Annotated in this window: 17 protein-coding genes and 1 riboswitch; of the genes, 11 read left to right on the forward strand and 6 right to left on the reverse strand. The window is 67.4% G+C overall.

Translation table 11 applies throughout. The features are described from left to right. The 6 genes from flhF to metF form a co-directional block, all read left to right on the forward strand. On the forward strand, positions 1-1,109 hold a 1,109-nt coding region (gene flhF, locus E9536_RS37605), incomplete at its 5' end, for a flagellar biosynthesis protein FlhF (protein ID WP_136472670.1). Then, positions 1,102-1,920 carry a flagellar biosynthesis protein FlhG gene (locus tag E9536_RS37610; protein ID WP_027788634.1) on the forward strand — a complete coding sequence of 273 codons (819 nt, stop codon included), beginning with the start codon at positions 1,102-1,104 and terminating at the stop codon, positions 1,918-1,920. The genes flhF and E9536_RS37610, both read left to right, overlap by 8 nt. A 22-nt stretch (positions 1,921-1,942) precedes the next feature. Continuing rightward, the gene (locus E9536_RS37615; RefSeq protein WP_136472672.1) at positions 1,943-2,677 is read left to right on the forward strand and encodes an RNA polymerase sigma factor FliA; all 735 of its coding nucleotides are present in this window, start codon (positions 1,943-1,945) and stop codon (positions 2,675-2,677) included. Between the two features lie 99 nt (positions 2,678-2,776). Further along, positions 2,777-2,902: riboswitch (S-adenosyl-L-homocysteine riboswitch) on the forward strand. A 32-nt stretch (positions 2,903-2,934) separates the two neighbouring features. Next, positions 2,935-4,353, forward strand: a complete 1,419-nt coding sequence (gene ahcY, locus E9536_RS37620; protein WP_027788633.1) for an adenosylhomocysteinase — start codon at positions 2,935-2,937, stop codon at positions 4,351-4,353. Between the two features lie 162 nt (positions 4,354-4,515). Beyond that, a complete protein-coding gene (locus E9536_RS37625) occupies positions 4,516-4,869 on the forward strand; it encodes a phage holin family protein (protein WP_006477367.1) in 354 nt (117 codons plus the stop codon). A 25-nt stretch (positions 4,870-4,894) separates the two neighbouring features. Next, positions 4,895-5,725 carry a methylenetetrahydrofolate reductase [NAD(P)H] gene (gene metF / locus E9536_RS37630; protein ID WP_021164275.1) on the forward strand — a complete coding sequence of 277 codons (831 nt, stop codon included), beginning with the start codon at positions 4,895-4,897 and terminating at the stop codon, positions 5,723-5,725. 98 nt (positions 5,726-5,823) lie between these two features. Here the strand turns inward: metF and E9536_RS37635 are convergent, their stop codons facing one another. Together E9536_RS37635 and E9536_RS37640 are read right to left on the reverse strand one after the other, a co-directional pair. Beyond that, positions 5,824-7,302, reverse strand: a complete 1,479-nt coding sequence (locus E9536_RS37635) for an amidase family protein (RefSeq protein ID WP_136472674.1) — start codon at positions 7,300-7,302, stop codon at positions 5,824-5,826. A gap of 81 nt (positions 7,303-7,383) precedes the next feature. Further along, positions 7,384-8,076: a dienelactone hydrolase family protein gene (locus E9536_RS37640; protein WP_136472676.1), complete on the reverse strand. Its 693-nt coding sequence runs from the start codon at positions 8,074-8,076 to the stop codon at positions 7,384-7,386. 284 nt (positions 8,077-8,360) lie between these two features. Between E9536_RS37640 and E9536_RS37645 the strand changes: the two genes are divergently transcribed. Then, positions 8,361-9,440, forward strand: a complete 1,080-nt coding sequence (locus tag E9536_RS37645; RefSeq protein WP_136472678.1) for a nitronate monooxygenase — start codon at positions 8,361-8,363, stop codon at positions 9,438-9,440. A 415-nt stretch (positions 9,441-9,855) separates the two neighbouring features. Continuing rightward, the gene (locus tag E9536_RS37650) at positions 9,856-10,998 is read left to right on the forward strand and encodes a branched-chain amino acid ABC transporter substrate-binding protein (RefSeq protein ID WP_027788629.1); all 1,143 of its coding nucleotides are present in this window, start codon (positions 9,856-9,858) and stop codon (positions 10,996-10,998) included. A 104-nt stretch (positions 10,999-11,102) separates the two neighbouring features. Here E9536_RS37650 and E9536_RS37655 read toward each other — a convergent pair whose 3' ends face one another. Further along, entirely contained in the window at positions 11,103-12,320 is a 1,218-nt protein-coding gene (locus E9536_RS37655) for an MFS transporter (RefSeq protein ID WP_060174994.1), read from the reverse strand. Positions 12,321-12,557: 237 nt separating this feature from the next. On the opposite strand from E9536_RS37655, the gene E9536_RS37660 reads away from it, so the two are divergent. The 3 genes from E9536_RS37660 to E9536_RS37670 all read left to right on the forward strand — a co-directional run bounded on the left by E9536_RS37660 (position 12,558) and on the right by E9536_RS37670 (position 15,277). After that, positions 12,558-13,217 carry a pyridoxamine 5'-phosphate oxidase family protein gene (locus E9536_RS37660; RefSeq protein WP_059694409.1) on the forward strand — a complete coding sequence of 220 codons (660 nt, stop codon included), beginning with the start codon at positions 12,558-12,560 and terminating at the stop codon, positions 13,215-13,217. 365 nt (positions 13,218-13,582) lie between these two features. Then, positions 13,583-13,876 (forward strand): H-NS histone family protein, encoded by a 294-nt coding sequence (locus tag E9536_RS37665; RefSeq protein ID WP_006491875.1) that lies wholly within the window; start codon positions 13,583-13,585, stop codon positions 13,874-13,876. Positions 13,877-14,119: 243 nt separating this feature from the next. After that, positions 14,120-15,277 (forward strand): cation diffusion facilitator family transporter, encoded by a 1,158-nt coding sequence (locus tag E9536_RS37670; protein ID WP_136472680.1) that lies wholly within the window; start codon positions 14,120-14,122, stop codon positions 15,275-15,277. A 45-nt stretch (positions 15,278-15,322) separates the two neighbouring features. Here E9536_RS37670 and E9536_RS37675 read toward each other — a convergent pair whose 3' ends face one another. The 3 genes from E9536_RS37675 to E9536_RS37685 all read right to left on the reverse strand — a co-directional run bounded on the left by E9536_RS37675 (position 15,323) and on the right by E9536_RS37685 (position 17,173). Continuing rightward, the gene (locus E9536_RS37675; RefSeq protein WP_006477376.1) at positions 15,323-15,793 is read right to left on the reverse strand and encodes an Lrp/AsnC family transcriptional regulator; all 471 of its coding nucleotides are present in this window, start codon (positions 15,791-15,793) and stop codon (positions 15,323-15,325) included. Positions 15,794-15,872: 79 nt separating this feature from the next. After that, positions 15,873-16,532 (reverse strand): exonuclease, encoded by a 660-nt coding sequence (locus tag E9536_RS37680; protein WP_027788625.1) that lies wholly within the window; start codon positions 16,530-16,532, stop codon positions 15,873-15,875. Continuing rightward, entirely contained in the window at positions 16,529-17,173 is a 645-nt protein-coding gene (locus E9536_RS37685; protein WP_119339135.1) for an MBL fold metallo-hydrolase, read from the reverse strand. Before E9536_RS37685 ends, E9536_RS37680 begins: the two co-directional genes overlap by 4 nt. Between the last annotated feature and the right edge of the window lie 129 nt (positions 17,174-17,302).

The raw sequence follows: 17,302 nt of genomic DNA on the forward strand, positions 1-17,302 counted from the left end.
CCGCGACCCGCGCGCCGGACCCGGGCGCCGCGCAGGCCGCGAAGGCGGCCGAGCGCACGCGCCTGTCCGCCGACGCCGCCGCCGCGGTGGCCGATGCGGTGAAGTCGCGCATCGAGCGCATCGTCAACGACACGGTGATGCAGGAGCTCGGCGAGCTGCGCGGGATGATGGAAGAGCAGTTCGACAGCCTGATGTGGCACGACCGCCAGCGTCGCAGCGCCGTGCATGGCGCGCTGACGAAGCACCTGTTCTCGGCCGGTTTCTCCGCGCAGCTCGTGCGGATGCTGGTCGACAACATGCCGTCCGGCGACGGCGCGCAGAGCTTCGAGCAGGCGGCCGAATGGGCGCAGTCGGTGCTCGCGGCCAACCTGCCGGTGCTCGACAGCGAGGACGCGCTGATGGAGCGCGGCGGCGTGTTCGCGCTGATGGGGCCGACGGGCGTCGGCAAGACCACCACCACCGCGAAGCTGGCCGCGCGCTGCGTGATGCGCTTCGGCGCGAGCAAGGTCGCGCTGCTGACCACCGACAGCTACCGGATCGGCGGCCACGAACAGCTGCGCATCTTCGGCAAGATCCTCGGCGTGCCCGTGCACGCGGTGAAGGATGCGGGCGATCTCGCGCTCGCGCTGTCCGAGCTGCGCAACAAGCACATCGTGCTGATCGACACGATCGGCATGAGCCAGCGCGACCGCGCGGTATCCGACCAGATCGCGATGCTGCACGGCGCGAACGCGCCGGTGCAGCGCCTGCTGCTGCTCAACGCGACGAGCCATGGCGACACGCTCAACGAAGTCGTGCAGGCGTACCGCAGCGCGGGCGAGCATCCGGACCTGGCCGGCTGCATCCTCACGAAGCTCGACGAGGCGACCCACCTCGGCGGCGTGCTCGACACGGTGATCCGCTACAAGCTGCCGATCCACTACGTGTCGACCGGCCAGAAGGTGCCGGAGAACCTGTACGTCGCATCGACCCGATTCCTGCTGAAGAGCGCGTTCTGTGTGCCGCGCGACGGCTCGCCCTTCGTGCCGCAAGACGAGGACATGCCGACGCTGCTTTCCGCACTGACCGCACGTTCCACCGCCGAGCTGCACGAGGTGCGATTTGGATAAACAAATCATCGACCAGGCCGAAGGGCTGCGGCGCCTGCTGGCCGGGCGCGCGTCGCGCATCGTCGCGGTGACGGGCGGGCCGGCGGGTGTCGGCTGCACGTCCACCGTCGTGAACCTCGCGGCGGCGCTCGCGTCGCTCGGCAAGGATGTGCTCGTCGTCGACGAGCGCGCCGACGTGCATTCGGCCAGCGCGACGCTCGCGGGCGCGTGGCTGCGTGACGGCGAACGCACGCGGGTCGCGGCCGGCTTCGGCCTGTGCGCCGCCGCGCGGCTCGCGCGCGCCGGCTACACCGACGCGCAGCTCAGCGATTTCATCGACGGGCCGGCCGACATCGTCCTCGTCGACGCGCAGCTCGGCGCCGACGGTTCGTTCTCGGCGCTCGCCCGCGAAGCGCACGACGTGCTGGTCGTGACGCGGGTCGCGGCGCAGGCGATCACCGAGGCATACGCGTGCATGAAGCGGCTGCATTTCGCGCATGCGTTCGCGCAGTTCCGCGTGCTGACCAATCACGTCGGCAGCCACGCGGATGCGAAGGTCGCGTTCGACAACCTCGCGGGCGTCGCGAGCCGCTACCTGACGGTGTCGATCGCCGACGCGGGCTGCGTGAGCGCCGATCCGCTCGTCGAGCATGCGCGCGAGCTGACGCGCGCCGCGGTCGATGCGTTCCCGTCGTCGGCCGCCGCGCGCGACTACCGGCAAATTGCCGCCGACCTGCTGTACTGGCCGATGCGCCCGCGTTCGGGTGCGGGCCGCGCCGTGCACGCGGGCGGCAAGCCGTCGTATGAGGCGGGCGCGGCACACGCCGCGTGAGTGCCACCGGAAGGAGAGAGCCATGATGTACAACGCTCAAGGAAAGATGTCCCAGGCCGACGTGCTCGCGCAATATGCGCCGCTCGTGCGTCGCCTCGGGCTGCAGCTCGTCGCGAAGATGCCGGCGAGCGTCGACCTCGACGACCTGATCCAGGCCGGCATGATCGGCCTGATGGACGCGGCCGGCCGCTACAAGGAAGACCAGGGCGCGCAGTTCGAGACCTACGCGACGCAGCGCATCCGCGGCGCGATGCTCGACGAGCTGCGCAGCAACGACTGGCTGCCGCGCAGCCTGCGCAAGACGTCGCGCGAGGTCGAGCACGCGGTGCACCAGGTCGAGCAGCATCTCGGCCGCTCGGCGAGCGAGACCGAGATCGCGCAGCACCTGAACATGCCGCTCGGCGAGTACCAGGGGATGCTGCAGGACCTGCACGGCAGCCAGCTGATCTACTACGAGGATTTCGACCGCGCGGCCGACGACGAGCCGTTCCTCGACCGCTACCGCGTCGACCACGCGGACCCGCTGTCGGCATTGCTCGACGAGCACCTGCGCGAAGCGCTCGTCGAGGCGATCGAGCGGCTGCCGGAGCGCGAGAAGCTGCTGATGTCGCTGTACTACGAACGGGGTCTGAATCTGCGCGAGATCGGCGCGGTGCTCGAAGTGAGCGAATCGCGCGTATGCCAGTTGCACAGCCAGGCCGTCGCGCGCCTGCGCGCGCGGCTGCGCGAACAGGCGTGGGTCGGCGCGGAATCCTGACCCTTTACCGTTCCTGACGGCCGCGCGCGTCGACGGCGCGCGTTCGGCATCTGCATCCGTGTGCGCATTCCGCGCGCCGATTTGCTACAATCCCCTCCGTTTTCCGAGGAGCGTTGCGACGGACCTCTGCGTCCGCCAGGCTCGGAAAGCTTCACCAAGCAGCCGTGCGGCGCGCGTATCGCGACCGTCGCACCGGCCCCGCTTCCTGAACGGCGCTCACGTCACCAATCTAGAAACTTTTTAGAAAGGAGGGCGTGATGAACGCCATTATCGATTCCAAGGCTTCCAACGATTTCGTCGTCGCCGACATGGCGCTGGCCGGCTGGGGCCGCAAGGAACTGAACATCGCCGAGACCGAAATGCCGGGCCTCGTGCAGATCCGCGACGAATACAAGGCGCAGCAGCCGCTGAAGGGCGCGCGCATCGCGGGTTCGCTGCACATGACGATCCAGACCGGCGTGCTGATCGAGACGCTGAAGGCGCTCGGCGCCGACGTCCGCTGGGCATCGTGCAACATCTTCTCGACGCAGGACCACGCGGCTGCCGCGATCGTCGAAGCCGGCACGCCGGTGTTCGCGTTCAAGGGCGAATCGCTCGACGAATACTGGGAGTTCTCGCACCGCATCTTCGAATGGCCGAACGGCGAATTCGCGAACATGATCCTGGACGACGGCGGCGACGCAACGCTGCTGCTGATCCTCGGCGCGAAGGCCGAGAAGGACCGTTCGGTGATCGCGAAGCCGACCAACGAGGAAGAAGTAGCGCTGTACAAGTCGATCGCGAAGCACCTCGACGCGGACCCGACCTGGTACTCGACGCGCCTCGCGCACATCAAGGGCGTGACCGAGGAAACCACGACCGGCGTGCACCGCCTGTACCAGATGGAAAAGGACGGCCGCCTGCCGTTCCCGGCGTTCAACGTGAACGACTCGGTCACGAAGTCGAAGTTCGACAACCTGTACGGCTGCCGTGAATCGCTGGTCGACGGCATCAAGCGCGCGACCGACGTGATGATCGCGGGCAAGGTCGCGGTCGTCGCGGGCTACGGCGACGTGGGCAAGGGCTGCGCGCAGTCGCTGCGCGGCCTGGGCGCGACCGTGTGGGTCACCGAAATCGATCCGATCTGCGCGCTGCAGGCGGCGATGGAAGGCTACCGCGTCGTGACGATGGAATACGCGGCCGACAAGGCCGACATCTTCGTGACGGCCACCGGCAACTACCACGTGATCAACCACGACCACATGAAGGCGATGCGCCACAACGCGATCGTCTGCAACATCGGCCACTTCGACTCGGAAATCGACGTCGCGTCGACCCGCCAGTACCAGTGGGAAAACATCAAGCCGCAGGTCGACCACATCATCTTCCCGGACGGCAAGCGCGTGATCCTGCTGGCGGAAGGGCGCCTCGTGAACCTCGGCTGCGCGACCGGCCACCCGTCGTTCGTGATGTCGAACTCGTTCGCGAACCAGACGCTCGCGCAGATCGAGCTGTTCGTGCGCGGCAACGAGTACGAGAACAAGGTGTACGTGCTGCCGAAGCACCTCGATGAAAAGGTCGCGCGCCTGCACCTCGCGCGCATCGGCGCGAACCTGTCCGTGCTGTCCGACGAGCAGGCTTCGTACATCGGCGTGCAGAAGGACGGCCCGTTCAAGCCGAACCACTACCGCTACTGATCCGATGCGCCGCCGCCGCGGTGCCGTGCGCGCGTCGCCGACGCGCACCCGGTACGGCGGCACGGCGCGGGATCGCCGGCTGCCGCGGCGCGCCTTCGGGCACCCGCGGCGGCCGGCGGCGGCCACTGATCGTACCGATCGACAACCGAACCGGAGCACTCCATGAGCGTCATCCTCACCTGGGTCATCAACGCGCTCGCGCTGCTGATCATCACGTACCTCGTGCCGTCGATCCACATCAAGAGCTTCGGCACGGCGCTGATCATCGCGGTCGTGCTCGGCCTGATCAACACGGTGATCCGCCCGGTGCTGATCCTGCTGACGCTGCCCGTCACGATCGTCACGCTCGGGGTGTTCATCCTCGTCGTGAACGCGTTGTGCTTCTGGTTCGCGTCGTCGCTGCTGAAGGGCTTCGAGGTGTCGGGGTTCTGGTCCGCGTTCTTCGGTTCGATCCTGTACAGCATCGTGTCGTGGCTGCTGTCCGCACTGATCTTCGGTCAGCGCGACATCGGCTGAGGCCTGAGCCTGTTCCCACCGAATCATGAAACCGATCGAACTCTCGTTTGAATTCTTCCCGCCGAAGACGGCGGAAGGCGTCGAGAAGCTGCGCGCCACGCGTGCGCAACTGATGCCGCTGAAGCCGAAATTCGTCTCCGTGACGTTCGGCGCCGGCGGCTCGACGCAGCAGGGCACGCTCGATACCGTGCTCGACATGCAGAAGGACGGCCTCGAGGCCGCGCCGCACCTGTCGTGCATCGGCTCGTCGCGCGACAGCCTGCGTGCGATCCTCGACCAGTACCGCTCGTACGGCATCCGGCACATCGTCGCGCTGCGCGGCGACCTGCCGTCCGGGATGGGCGCGGTCGGCGAGCTGCGCTATGCGTCCGAGCTCGTCAGCTTCATCCGCGCCGAGCATGGCGACTGGTTCCACATCGAGGTCGCCGGCTACCCGGAGTACCACCCGCAATCGCGTTCGCCGAAGGCCGATCTCGAGAATTTCGCGCGCAAGGTGAAAGCCGGCGCGAATTCCGCGATCACGCAGTACTTCTTCAACGCCGACGCGTATTTCCGCTTCGTCGACGATGCGCGCAAGCTGGGCGTGGACGTGCCGATCGTGCCGGGCATCATGCCGATCACGAACTTCTCGCAGCTGATGCGCTTCTCCGAGATGTGCGGTGCCGAAGTGCCGCGCTGGGTGGCGCGCCGGCTCGAGAGCTTCGGCGACGATCGCGAGTCGATCCGCGCGTTCGGCGCGGACGTCGTCACGGGCCTGTGCCAGCGTCTGGTCGACGCGGGCGTGCCCGGGCTGCATTTCTACACGCTGAACACGGCGGCCGCGACGCGGACGATCTGTGAACGGCTCGACGTGTAGGCGCGGTCACGCGACTGCATGCGTGAAAGTGTGCGAAAGCCCCGTCGGTTCTGCCGGCGGGGCTTTTTTTCGAGGGTTGTGGAGCGGGGCCGCGTGCGTCAGCGCTGCGCCTGCATCAGCGGCGGGCGGCGGTCGAACCACGGCCGCGCCTGTTCGAGCTGCCGTGCCAGCCTGAGCAGCAGCGCGTCGTCGGTGTGGCGCGCGGCGAACTGCACGCCGATCGGCAGCCCGCGCGCGTTCCAGTAGAGCGGCACCGACATCGCCGGCTGGCCGGTCAGGTTGAACAGCTCGGTGCAGCCGGCCCACGTGAACGCCTTTTCCGACGACCTCGCGAGCATTTCCTTCAGCAGCGGCTTCACCGGCAGCGCGGCGAGCACCTTCATCTGCGCCGATTCGAACGGCGTCGGCTGCAATTCGCCGATCTTCACCGGCGGCCCGGCGAGCGACGCGCACAGGATCGCGTCGTAGCGCGACACGATGCCGGCGACCTGCACGGTGAGCTGGCGCTGCCATTCGAGCACGTCCGGCAGGCGGGTGCGCGCGAGGCGCCGGCCGACCACGGCCATCGCCCACGTCGCGGCTTCGAATTCGCCGCGCTTCGGCGTGCGGCCGGTCAGCGCGCGTGCGCCGAGCACCATCTCCTCGGCGATCGTCGCCCACAGCGTGAGGAAGGTTTCGGCCGTGCGTGCGTAGTTGACGTTCAGCGTCGCCGGCTCGACGTGGTGGCCGAGCGATTCGAGCAGCGCGGCCGCGTCGTCGAGCGCCGCGCGGGTGTCGTCGGCGAGCGCCGGCGCGAGCATCGGGTCGAGCACGAGGCCGATCCGCAGCGGGCCGGGCGGCGTGTCGAGCTCGCCGAGGAACGTGCCGGGCGCGCCGGCCGGCAAGGTCTGGCCGGTCGTCACGTCGAGCAGCAGCGCGCTGTCGCGCACGCTGCGCGTGACCGCATGCTGGACGACCAGCTCGCCGTTCGAGGGCCGGTCGACGAGGACCGGGTTGCGGGTCGGCTTCAGGCCGAACAGCCCGCAGCACGACGCCGGAATGCGGATCGAGCCGCCGCCGTCGGACGCATGCGCGAGCGGCACGATGCCGGCCGCGACGGCCGCGGCCGCGCCGCCGCTCGAGCCGCCGGGCGTGTGGTCGAGATTCCACGGATTGCGGCACGCGCCGAACAGCTCGGGTTCCGTGTACGGCATCTGGCCGATTTCCGACGTATTGGTCTTGCCGAACACGTTGAGCCCGGCCGCGCGGCTTCGCGCGATCACCGGCGAATCGTCGTCAGGCACGAAATACCGGTAGTGCCGGCTGCCCATCGACAGCGGCAGCCCGGCCACCGCCGCGCCGAGATCCTTGACCAGATACGGCACGCCGGCGAACGGCGCGTCGGCGCCGCCGGCCGGCGCGGCGACCGCACGCTGGCGTGCGGCTTCGTAGTCCTGCAGCACGATCGCGTTGATCGCGCTGTTGACCGCTTCGGCCTGGCCGATCGCGGCGTCGAGCAGTTCGCGCGGGCTCGCCTTGCGTTCGCGTACCAGTGCGGCGAGGCCGATCGCGTCGTGCGCGAGATAGTCCGAGTGCATCGCAGTCACCCCCGTTGTGACGCGTGGCGATGTCGGCAGCATAACGCGGGCCCGCTGCAAGGGGCCCGCTGCCGCCCGTTTTTAGAGGTGCTCGGCGAGGAAGGTCAGCGTGCGGCCGTGCGCGAGCGCCGATGCGCGCTGGTTGTACGACGCGCGATCCGTGCAGTTGAAGCCGTGCTCGGCGCCCGGATAGACGTGGAACGACGCATGGCCGTGGCCGGCGAACGCGGCCTTCACCTGGTCGACGGCCGTGAGCGGGATGCCGTGGTCGTTTTCGGCGTAGTGGAACAGGATCGGCTGCGTGACCTTGCCGGCGAGGTCGAGTGCGTTCTGGATGCCGCCGCCGTAGTAGGCCACGGCCGCGTCGATCTTGCCGGTCGCGGCCGCGCGGTACGCGAGCTGGCCGCCGAAGCAGTAGCCGATCGCGGCGATCTTGCCGGCCACTTCGGGGCGCGCGCGCAACGCATCGGCGGCCGCGCCGATGTCCGCGACCGCGAGGCCCACGTCGGTCTTTTTCATCAGCTCGATGCCCTTGTCGCGATCCGCGCCTTCGTAGGTCAGCTCGACGCGCGGCTGCGTGCGCCAGAACACGTCCGGCGCGAGCGCGACGAAGCCGTCGGACGCGTACTGGTCGGCGACCGCGCGGATGTGCGAGTTCACGCCGAAGATCTCCTGGATGATGATGACGGCAGGGCCAGTGCCGCGCTTGGGCAGCGCGAGATAGCCGCCGAAGTTGTCGTTACCGGTCGGGATGTCGATCCATTGGGCAGTCACGTTCTGAACTCCTGGCGAACGGGGTGCGCGATGCGCGCCCCGGGGGTGAGAGAGGCGGCCTAGTGTGCCACCGATCGTGTGACGGTGCAGGACGCGCGCCCCGGGGCGAGGGAGGCGGCCTCATGTGCCGCCGATCGTGTATCGGCGCAGGACACGGTGCCTGCTTCTCGCGCAGCGATCGTTTCGATCTCGATTATTCATTTTTCGGCGCGGCGCCGCTTCGATAGAGTCGATGTGCCAGCCTTTACAAAGCGCTTTCGCGCATCGTCATCGAAGGATTCGCCATGTCTGCCCGCCTGTTTTCCACGCCCTTTTCCGAACGCTTCGGCCTGCGCGTGCCGCTCGTGCAGGCGCCGATGGTCGGCGCGACCACGGCCGCGATGGTCGCCGCCGCATCGAATGCCGGCGCGCTCGGCAGTCTCGGCGCCGCCGCGTTCGCGCCCGAGCGCATCGCGGCCGAAGTCGAAGCCATCCGCGCGGCGACCGCCCGCCCGTTCGCGATCAACCTGTTCGTGTTGCCGGACGCGACGCCCGACGCGGCGACCGTCGCGCGTGCGCTGGCCGCGATCGACCCGCTGAACGCGGCGCTCGGATTGCCGCCGGGCACCGCGCCCGCGCGCTACGCGCCGGATTTCCGTGCGCAACTCGATGCGCTGGTGGCGCTGCGTGTGCCCGTTGCAAGCTTCACGTTCGGCGTGCTCGACGCGGCCGACGTCGCGCGCCTGAAGGCCGCCGGCACCTACGTGATCGGCACGGCGACGCACGTGGCCGAGGGGCTCGCATGGCAGGCGGCCGGCGCCGACGCGTTGTCCGCGCAAGGCGCCGAGGCGGGCGGTCATCGCGGCACGTTCATCGGTTCCGCCGCCGACGCGCTGATCGGCACGTTCGCGCTCGTGCCGCAACTGGTCGACGCGACGGGCCTGCCCGTGCTCGCCGCCGGCGGCATCATGGACGGTCGCGGGATCGCGGCCGCGCTTGCGCTCGGCGCGCAGGGCGCGCAGCTCGGAACCGCGTTCCTCACCTGCACGGAAAGCGCGATCGCGGCGGACTGGAAGGCGCGCCTGCTCGCGAGCACCGATACGTCGACGCAGATCACGCGCGCGATCACCGGCCGCCACGCGCGCGGGCTGCGCAATACGCTGATGGCGCGGCTCGGCGAACGCGTGGCCGACGTCGCGCCGTATCCGGTGCAGAACGCGCTGACGCAGCCGCTGCGCCAGGCCGCCGCGCGCGCGAACGACGGCGACTATCTGTCGCTGTGGGCCGGGCAGGGCGCGCCGCTCGCGCGGCGGCGCGGCGATGCGCTGACGACGTCGCAGCTCGTCGCCGCGCTCGACGCCGAATGGCGTGCGGCGGCTGCCTGAATCGTTCATGCCGGACGACGAAACGCGCGTTGTCACGCGCGTTTCATTCAATGATCCCGGGCACAAAATACCGAATCGAAATGACCCGGGAATGCGTTGAAGCGACCTTTCGGCGAAGCCTCGGGAATTAGCGGAAACCCTTATCCGGCGGGGCTTGCAGCGATATTCGAGTAGTCGTTCCAAAGTGCGCATATCGGTAGTGTTACCACTACCCCAAAAAAGTCCCACAAATTAATTTGATCACCTACACTTGCGCGCAAGTACGGACGGGCAGCCGCTAAAAGCGGCGGTTTTCACGTGCTTGAGGCCAAGTGCATGAACGATGCATCCGGCGAATCGTCCAGTGATTGCAAACACAGGGATGGCAGCGGGGCACCGGGCGATGGCGTTTTTTGGGACCGAACTGGAGACTTACATGAATATCAAGATGCAAAAGCTGTTGCCGATCACCGCCGCAGCGATGCTGTGCGCTGCAGCTGCAAGCAACGCGTCAGCCGATCAAGTCGTCAAGATCGGCCACGTCGCGCCGTTGACGGGCGGCATTGCACACCTGGGCAAGGACAACGAAAACGGCGCGCGTCTCGCCGTCGAGGAAATCAACGCGAAGGGTCTTACGGTCGGCGGCCAGAAGATCACGCTGCAACTCGACCCGCAGGATGACGCGGCCGACCCGCGGCAGGCCACGCAGGTTGCGCAGAAGCTCGTCGACGACAAGGTCGTCGCGGTGGTCGGCCACCTGAACTCGGGCACGTCGATCCCGGCCTCGAAGATCTACAGCGATGCGGGCATCGTGCAGATCTCGCCGTCGGCCACGAACCCGGCCTACACGCAGCAGGGCTTCAAGACCACGTACCGCGTGGTGGCCACCGATGCGCAGCAGGGCCCGGCACTCGCGAACTACGCGCACTCGAAGGGCATCAAGAGCGTGGCGGTGGTCGACGATTCGACCGCCTACGGCCAGGGTCTCGCGAACGAGTTCGAGAAGAAGGCCAAGGCGCTCGGCCTGAAGGTGATGTCGCATGACGCGACGAACGACAAGGCGGTCGACTTCCGCGCGATTCTGACCAAGATCAAGGGCGAGAACCCGGACGCGATCATGTACGGCGGCATGGACGCCACCGGCGGCCCGTTCGCGAAACAGGCGAAGCAGCTCGGCCTGCGCGCGAAGATCTTCGCGGGCGACGGCGTGTGCACGGAAAAGCTGGCCGACCTGGCCGGCGACGCGACCGACAACGTGGTGTGCTCGGAAGCCGGTGCCTCGCTCGAGAAGATGGCGGGCGGCGCGGCGTTCAAGGCGAAGTACGAGAAGCGTTTCGGCCAGCCGATCCAGATCTACGCACCGTTCACGTATGACGCCGTGTACATCATCGTCGACGCGATGAAGCGCGCGAACTCGACCGACCCGGCGAAGATCCTCGCGGCGATGCCGGCGACGAACTACTCGGGCGTGATCGGCACGACGACCTTCGACTCGAAGGGCGACCTGCAACACGGCGTGATCTCGCTGTACAACTACAAGGGCGGCAAGAAGTCGCTGCTCGACGAAGTGAAGATGTAACGCAACAGGCGGTCAACAGAAGGGGTGAAAACGCGCATGCGGCAACGCATGCGCGTTTTCTTTTTGTTTCCCTTTGGCCGTTCGGCGCGGCGAGCGCCGCACCGTCAGATCTTCAGGTGTGCGAGCACCTTCGGCGCGACCAGCGCGACGAGCGCCGCGCACAGCGCGACGACCGACAGGCCGATCGTCAGGTTCGCGGCCTGCGCGACCGCACCGATTACGACCGGCCCGAACAACAGCCCGAAATACGCGAGCCCCGCCACGTGCGCGAGCCCTTCGGCCGCGTGGATGCCTTTCACGCGCGCGGCGGCCGCGAACAGCACGGGCATCATGTTCGCGAGGCCGAGGCCCATCAGCGTGAAGCCGGTCAGCACCGCGGCCGGGTTCGGCAGCAGCAGCGCGCCGATCATCCCCGCGCATGCGAGCGACGCGCTCGCGAATACGAGCTGCGGCGCGCCGAAGCGCGCGCGCACGGCGTCGCCCGCGAAGCGCGCGATGGCCATCCCGCCCGAGAATGCCGCATACGCGGCGCTCGCGAGCGCGGGGCTCGCCGCGACGACGTCGCGCATGTAGACCGTCGCCCAGTCGTACATCGCGCCTTCGGCGACCAGTGCGATCAGCGCGATGCCGCCGAGCATCCACAACGCGGGCGAGCGCCAGCGGTTGCCGCCGCCATGCGCGTGTTCGTGGTGCGGCACGTGCGGCAACACGGCCGGGCTGGCGGCCACGAGCACCGCGGCGCTCACGGCTGCCGCGAGCGCGAGATGCGCGACCGGCGCCATGCCGGCCGACAGCAGCGCGCCGCCGGCGGCCGCGCCTGCCATCCCGCCGATGCTGAACATCCCGTGCAGCGACGACATGATCGGCTTGCCGAGCGCGATCTCGACGGCGCTGGCCTCGGCGTTCATCGCGACGTCGAGCGTGGCCATCGAGAAACCGAACAGCGCGAGCACCGCGAGCAGCATCCAGTAGTCGGGCACGACGAGGATCAGCGCCGCGCACGCGGACATCACGAGCCCGCCGGCGAGGCACGCGGTGCGCGAGCCGACGCGGGTGATCCAGCGCGCGATGGTCAGCATCGCGGCGATCGAGCCGCCGGCGACCGCGAACAGCGCGATCGACAGCAGGCCGGGGCTCAGCGCGAACTTGTCGCGCACGGTCGGCACGTGCACGCCCCAGGACGCGTACATCATGCCGGCGACGAAGAACAGCGCCATCGACGCCGTGCGCGCGCGCTGGCGGGCCGGCAGCGGCAGCACGCGATGCGCGTCGGGCGGCGCGGCGAACGGGGACGACGATTCGGGGGAGGAGGATTCGGACACGGAAAGGCTCGTCAAAGGAAATGCGCGGACGCACGCGGCGCCCGTCGGACCCGTCCGATTCTATCGAACCGCTTACGATCCTGCCGGGCGATGGCCGCTTGGCCGATGATCGGGCGGTCTTGGTGCCCGGTATTCGCCGCATTGGCCGTTCGGCCGATGCGCGGCGTAGCGCGCCCGCGGGTAACATCGAAGCGCATGGCGTGCCCGGCGCGCCGCCCTTCGACCGCAGGAGTCCTCTTGAACATCGATCCCGCTCTCGCCCTGCATCTGCTGCACCGCTGCGCGCTCGGCACGCTTGCCACCCATGCGCGCGATCCGCAGGGCTTCCCGTATCCGACGGTCGTTCCGTTTGCACCCGATGCAAGCCATCGTCCGGTGATCCTCGTGAGCGGCCTCGCGGAGCACACGCGCAACCTGGCCGCCGATCCGCGCGCGGGCTTCCTCGTCGTCGACGCGTCCGGCGGCGACGTGCTGAACGCCGAGCGCGCGACGCTGCTCGGCCGGTTCGTGCCGCTCGGCGACGATCCGCACGTCACCGCGCGCTACCTGCGCTACGAGCCGGACGCCGCGCGCTATCTGGCGCTCGGCGATTTCACGTTCTGGGCGCTCGACGTCGAGCGGCTGCGCTATATCGGCGGTTTCGGGCGCATGGGCTGGGTCGACGGCACGCATCTCGATGCGCTGCCGCCGCTTGCCTTCGACGAGGAACAGGCGTTATGGGACGCGTACGACGGCGGCGCGGCGCGCCGCGACGGGCTCGAATTGCTCGGCGTCGATCGTCACGGCGCCGACTGGCGACACGAAGGCCGCCGTGTGCGCACGCCGTTCGATACGCCATTGGCCGACGCGGGCGCGTTGCGCGAGCGGCTGATTGCGTGCGCGCGGGATGTGACGTGACGCCGCGGTGCCGGCTTGTCCGCGGTTTGTCCGTTTAGCGTGCGGCGCCGTCCGATTTTCGTAAAACTGTCGTCCGATGAAAGCTTCTATTTTTCCGAATGCAGGGTAATTGCGTATGTTGATAGACCTAATAGCCAATGGCTAATGTCCTAATCTCTGTGTAGGAACGTAAAAATTTGAGAAAAGGCCGCGGCCGGTCAAAATGACACGAGTGAATTTCAATTGATCTCGGTATTTTCATGAATCTCGCTTCTATCAAATCTTTTTTGTGCTAATCTCTGCCTTCGAAAATCCGAGGCACATATATTTCATGAATGGTGAGCTGGCTGCAGACCGGCGCCATTAGTCAGATAGAAAGGGAAACTATGTCTTCTTACAAGGACCTGCTGGCCCAGCGGGAGAAGCTGGAGAAGCAAATCGAAGAAGCGAAGTCGCGTGAATACGCTGAAGTGCTGAATGACGTGAAGCAGAAAATTGCCGACTACGGCTTTTCGCTCGCCGAACTCGGTCTCAGCCGCGCGAAGGCAGGCAAGGTTGGCCGTCCGCGCGCTGGCGTCGCCGCGAAATACCGCGATCCGGAAACGGGCGCGACGTGGTCGGGCCGCGGCAAGCCGCCGCGCTGGATCGCGGGCAAGAACCGCGAACAGTTTGCGATTTAAACGTCTGTTTAAGTCACCTGCGCTTCAAAAGAGCCGCGTGTCCGTTCAGGAGCGCGGCTTTTTTGTTTTCAGCGGCCGCCGCGCGCATAGCGTTGTCATGGAAATGTAATAATCGAGGGTGCGAATGGGAATACGACCTGTTCGCATAAGCGATTGATTTGAATAAGAAATTTACGGGTATTGGCGGGATTCGCGGGGCGCCCTTGATAGAATTGGGTACCGCACACCGATATCTCATATTTCATGTCCACGTTTTCCGGCGACGCGCAGAGCGCAGATAAGCACGCGGTTGCACGCAAGAGCACGTTCATCAGTATTGTGCTGAATGTCGTGCTTGCGACATTTCAGATCGTCGTCGGCACGATTGCGCATTCGCAAGCATTGATTGCCGACGGGGTGCATTCGATTTCCGATTTGATCTCGGATTTTGTCGTGCTGGTTGCGAATCGGCATAGCGGCGCATCGCCGGACGCCGACCACAATTACGGGCACAGCCGCTACGAGACCGTCGCGTCGCTGTTTCTCGGCGCAATCCTGATTGCAGTCGGCGTCGGCATGCTGTGGCGGGCCGGCGACCGTCTAGTTAATCTCGAAAACATTCCGGCGGTACATTTTTCCGCGCTGGTCGTCGCGCTGACGGTGCTCGTGTCGAAAGAGGCGCTGTTTCGCTACATGCTGCGCGAAGCGCGGCGCGTGCGCTCGGCGATGCTCGTCGCGAACGCGTGGCATGCGCGTTCGGATGCCGCTTCGTCGCTCGTCGTCGCGATTGGCATCGTCGGCAGCCTGGCCGGCGTGCGGCTGCTCGATCCGATCGCGGCGGCGATCGTCGGCTTCATGGTCGCGCGCATGGGCTGGACGTTCGGTTATGACGCGTTGCAGGACCTCTCCGACCGCGCGCTCGACACCGCCGATACGGCCGAGATCCGCGCGCTGCTCGCGGCAACGCCGGGCGTGCGCGACGTGCACGACCTGCGCACGCGCAAGATGGGCGATGCGGCGCTCGTCGACGCGCACATCCTTGTCGATCCGATGATCTCCGTCTCCGAAGGGCATTACATCGCGGAAACCGCACGTGCACGCGTGCTGCGCGACCCGCGCGTGCTCGACGCGCTGATCCACGTCGACCCCGAGAACGACGCGGCGCGCCGTCCGGCGCTCGCGCTGCCGCCGCGCGGCGAGATCGCGGCGCGGCTCGAGGCCGCGCTCGCGCAGCGCGGGCTGCATGCGGCGGCGATCAACCTGCATTACCTGAGCACGGGGCTCGAGATCGACGTGACGCTTGCATGCGATCCGCACGACACCGATGCGGCGCTGGCCGGCCGGCTCGACGCCGACGCGCTGAAGCGCGAGTTCGGCGCGCGCCGGATCGGCTTCACGCGCACGATGCCCGCGCAGGCGTGACCTGCCGCCGGCGGGCCGTATGCGCGGGCGTGCGCGTGACAGCCGTTACAGCGGCAGCTGCGTGTCGAACTTGATCTCGCGCAGCACGACACTCGTACGCACTTGCGACACGGCGGGGATCTTGAAGATGCGTTCGTGCAGGAACACGTCGTAGGCCTTGATGTCCGGCGCGACGATCTTGAGGATGTAATCGGCCTCGCCGGTCGTGCTGTAGCACTCGGTGACTTCCGGGCAGGTCGCGATCTCGCGCTCGAACTGCTCGACGCCGCCTTCGTTGTGGCGGGTCAGGTGCACGTGCGCGAGCGCGCAGACGTGCAGGCCGAGCTTCTCGCGATCGAGCAGCGCCGTGTAGCGCTGGATCACGCCCGACTGTTCCATGTCCTTGATGCGGCGCCAGCACGGCGTGCTCGACAGGCCGACCTGGTCGGAAATTTCCTGAACGGAACGGCGCGCGTCGAGCTGCAACAGGCGAAGGATTTTTTGCGAAAAGGAATCGAGCGTCACCTGCGCCTCCATGCGGCAGCAACAACATGCTGAATGTTAGAGGGCCGGGAAAGGAAAGGCAATCTGGCGTCGCGTTGCTGAGCGAGATTCGCTAATTTGCTCGCGGATCCGTGGGGTTTTGTCCCGCCCCCGCGTTTTCCGACCGATCGGTGTCCGATACCGCGAGGCCCGCGAGCGCGGCCTGCTGGCGACGCAGGTCGGCGAGCATGTTGCAGAACAGCGCGCCTTGCTCGATCGCGTCGTCGAGCGCGACGTGCGTGTGCGGATGGTCGTCGAACCAGTGCTTCGGAAAACGCGGCTTGATCGCCTTGCGGTACGGCAGGCCCGTCATCGCGAACGCGAGCGTCTTGATGTCGAGCGCCGACCACGAGAACGGGCAGCGCCCGGCGAAGCGCATCATGTACCAGAACATGAACGTGAAATCGAAGCCGGCCGGCATCGCGACGAACACCGGCTTGCCGGGCAGCGCCTCGACCCAGTCGACGTACGCGACGAGCGCCGCCTCGGGCGCCTGCAGGTCGCGGCGGCACGCGGCCCATGCTTCGGGCTCGGTCTTCCACCACGCTTCCTGCACCGGATGCGCCTGCGCGCCCGGCAGCGTCTCGAGGTTGGCCGAGAAGGTCGCGATCAGCTGCTTGTCCTCGGTATAGGCGGCCGACGCGAAGCTCAGCATCGAGTGCGGGCCGGGGATCGGGCCGTCGGCCTCGACGTCGGTGCTGACGTAGATTTCCGGGATGGCGGTCTGGTTCATCCGAACACCTTGTCGGACACGAACGGGTTCGTGCGGCGCTCGTCGCCGAACGTCGACACCGGGCCGTGGCCCGGCACGAACGTCACGTCGTCGCCGAGCGGCCACAGCTTCTCCTTGATCGAGCGGACGAGATCCTCGTGATTGCCGCGCGGGAAATCGGTGCGGCCGATCGAGCCGGCGAACAGCACGTCGCCGACGATCGCGACGCGATGCGCGCGGCTGAAGAACACGACGTGGCCGGGCGTGTGGCCCGGGCAGTGATAGACCTCGAGCGTCTCGTCGCCGAACTGCACGGTGTCGCCGTCGTTCAGCCAGTGATCCGGCTCGAAGGTTTCGGCGGCCGGAAAGCCGAAGCGCTCGCTCTGCATCGGCAGCTTCTCGATCCAGAAGCGCTCTTCTTCCTGCGGCCCTTCGATCGGCACGCCGTAGTGCGTCGCGAGCGTCTTCGCGCCCGCGCAGTGATCGATGTGCCCGTGCGTGAGCAGCACCTTCTCGACCCGCACGTTCTGCCGCGCGACTTCCTGCTGGATCCGGTCGAGGTCGCCGCCCGGATCGACGACGGCGGCGCGGCCCGTCTTCTCGCAGACGAGCAGCGAGCAGTTCTGCTGGAACGGCGTGACCGGAATGAGCGTGACTTTCATGGAGGCACCGGCGGCTAAAAGGAGCGATTGTACCGGTCGCGCGTGCCGCTTGCCGGCCGCGCGACGCGCGTCGCGGTGCGCGCCTCCGGGCATTCCCGGAGCATGTCGATTGTTACAGCCATAGTGAGA

It is taken from the genome of Burkholderia sp. LS-044, assembly GCF_004803625.1.
Classification (GTDB): domain Bacteria; phylum Pseudomonadota; class Gammaproteobacteria; order Burkholderiales; family Burkholderiaceae; genus Burkholderia; species Burkholderia cepacia.

What these genes read in the sequence shown, in the direction of transcription:
- E9536_RS37685 (WP_119339135.1), bottom strand. Translation starts at nt 17,173, where the DNA reads ATGAAAGTCACGCTCATTCCGGTCACGCCGTTCCAGCAGAACTGCTCG.
- E9536_RS37675 (WP_006477376.1), bottom strand. Translation starts at nt 15,793, where the DNA reads ATGGAGGCGCAGGTGACGCTCGATTCCTTTTCGCAAAAAATCCTTCGC.
- metF (WP_021164275.1), top strand. Translation starts at nt 4,895, where the DNA reads ATGAAACCGATCGAACTCTCGTTTGAATTCTTCCCGCCGAAGACGGCG.
- E9536_RS37615 (WP_136472672.1), top strand. Translation starts at nt 1,943, where the DNA reads ATGATGTACAACGCTCAAGGAAAGATGTCCCAGGCCGACGTGCTCGCG.
- E9536_RS37680 (WP_027788625.1), bottom strand. Translation starts at nt 16,532, where the DNA reads ATGAACCAGACCGCCATCCCGGAAATCTACGTCAGCACCGACGTCGAG.
- E9536_RS37635 (WP_136472674.1), bottom strand. Translation starts at nt 7,302, where the DNA reads ATGCACTCGGACTATCTCGCGCACGACGCGATCGGCCTCGCCGCACTG.
- E9536_RS37645 (WP_136472678.1), top strand. Translation starts at nt 8,361, where the DNA reads ATGTCTGCCCGCCTGTTTTCCACGCCCTTTTCCGAACGCTTCGGCCTG.
- E9536_RS37665 (WP_006491875.1), top strand. Translation starts at nt 13,583, where the DNA reads ATGTCTTCTTACAAGGACCTGCTGGCCCAGCGGGAGAAGCTGGAGAAG.
- E9536_RS37650 (WP_027788629.1), top strand. Translation starts at nt 9,856, where the DNA reads ATGAATATCAAGATGCAAAAGCTGTTGCCGATCACCGCCGCAGCGATG.
- E9536_RS37625 (WP_006477367.1), top strand. Translation starts at nt 4,516, where the DNA reads ATGAGCGTCATCCTCACCTGGGTCATCAACGCGCTCGCGCTGCTGATC.
- E9536_RS37670 (WP_136472680.1), top strand. Translation starts at nt 14,120, where the DNA reads ATGTCCACGTTTTCCGGCGACGCGCAGAGCGCAGATAAGCACGCGGTT.
- ahcY (WP_027788633.1), top strand. Translation starts at nt 2,935, where the DNA reads ATGAACGCCATTATCGATTCCAAGGCTTCCAACGATTTCGTCGTCGCC.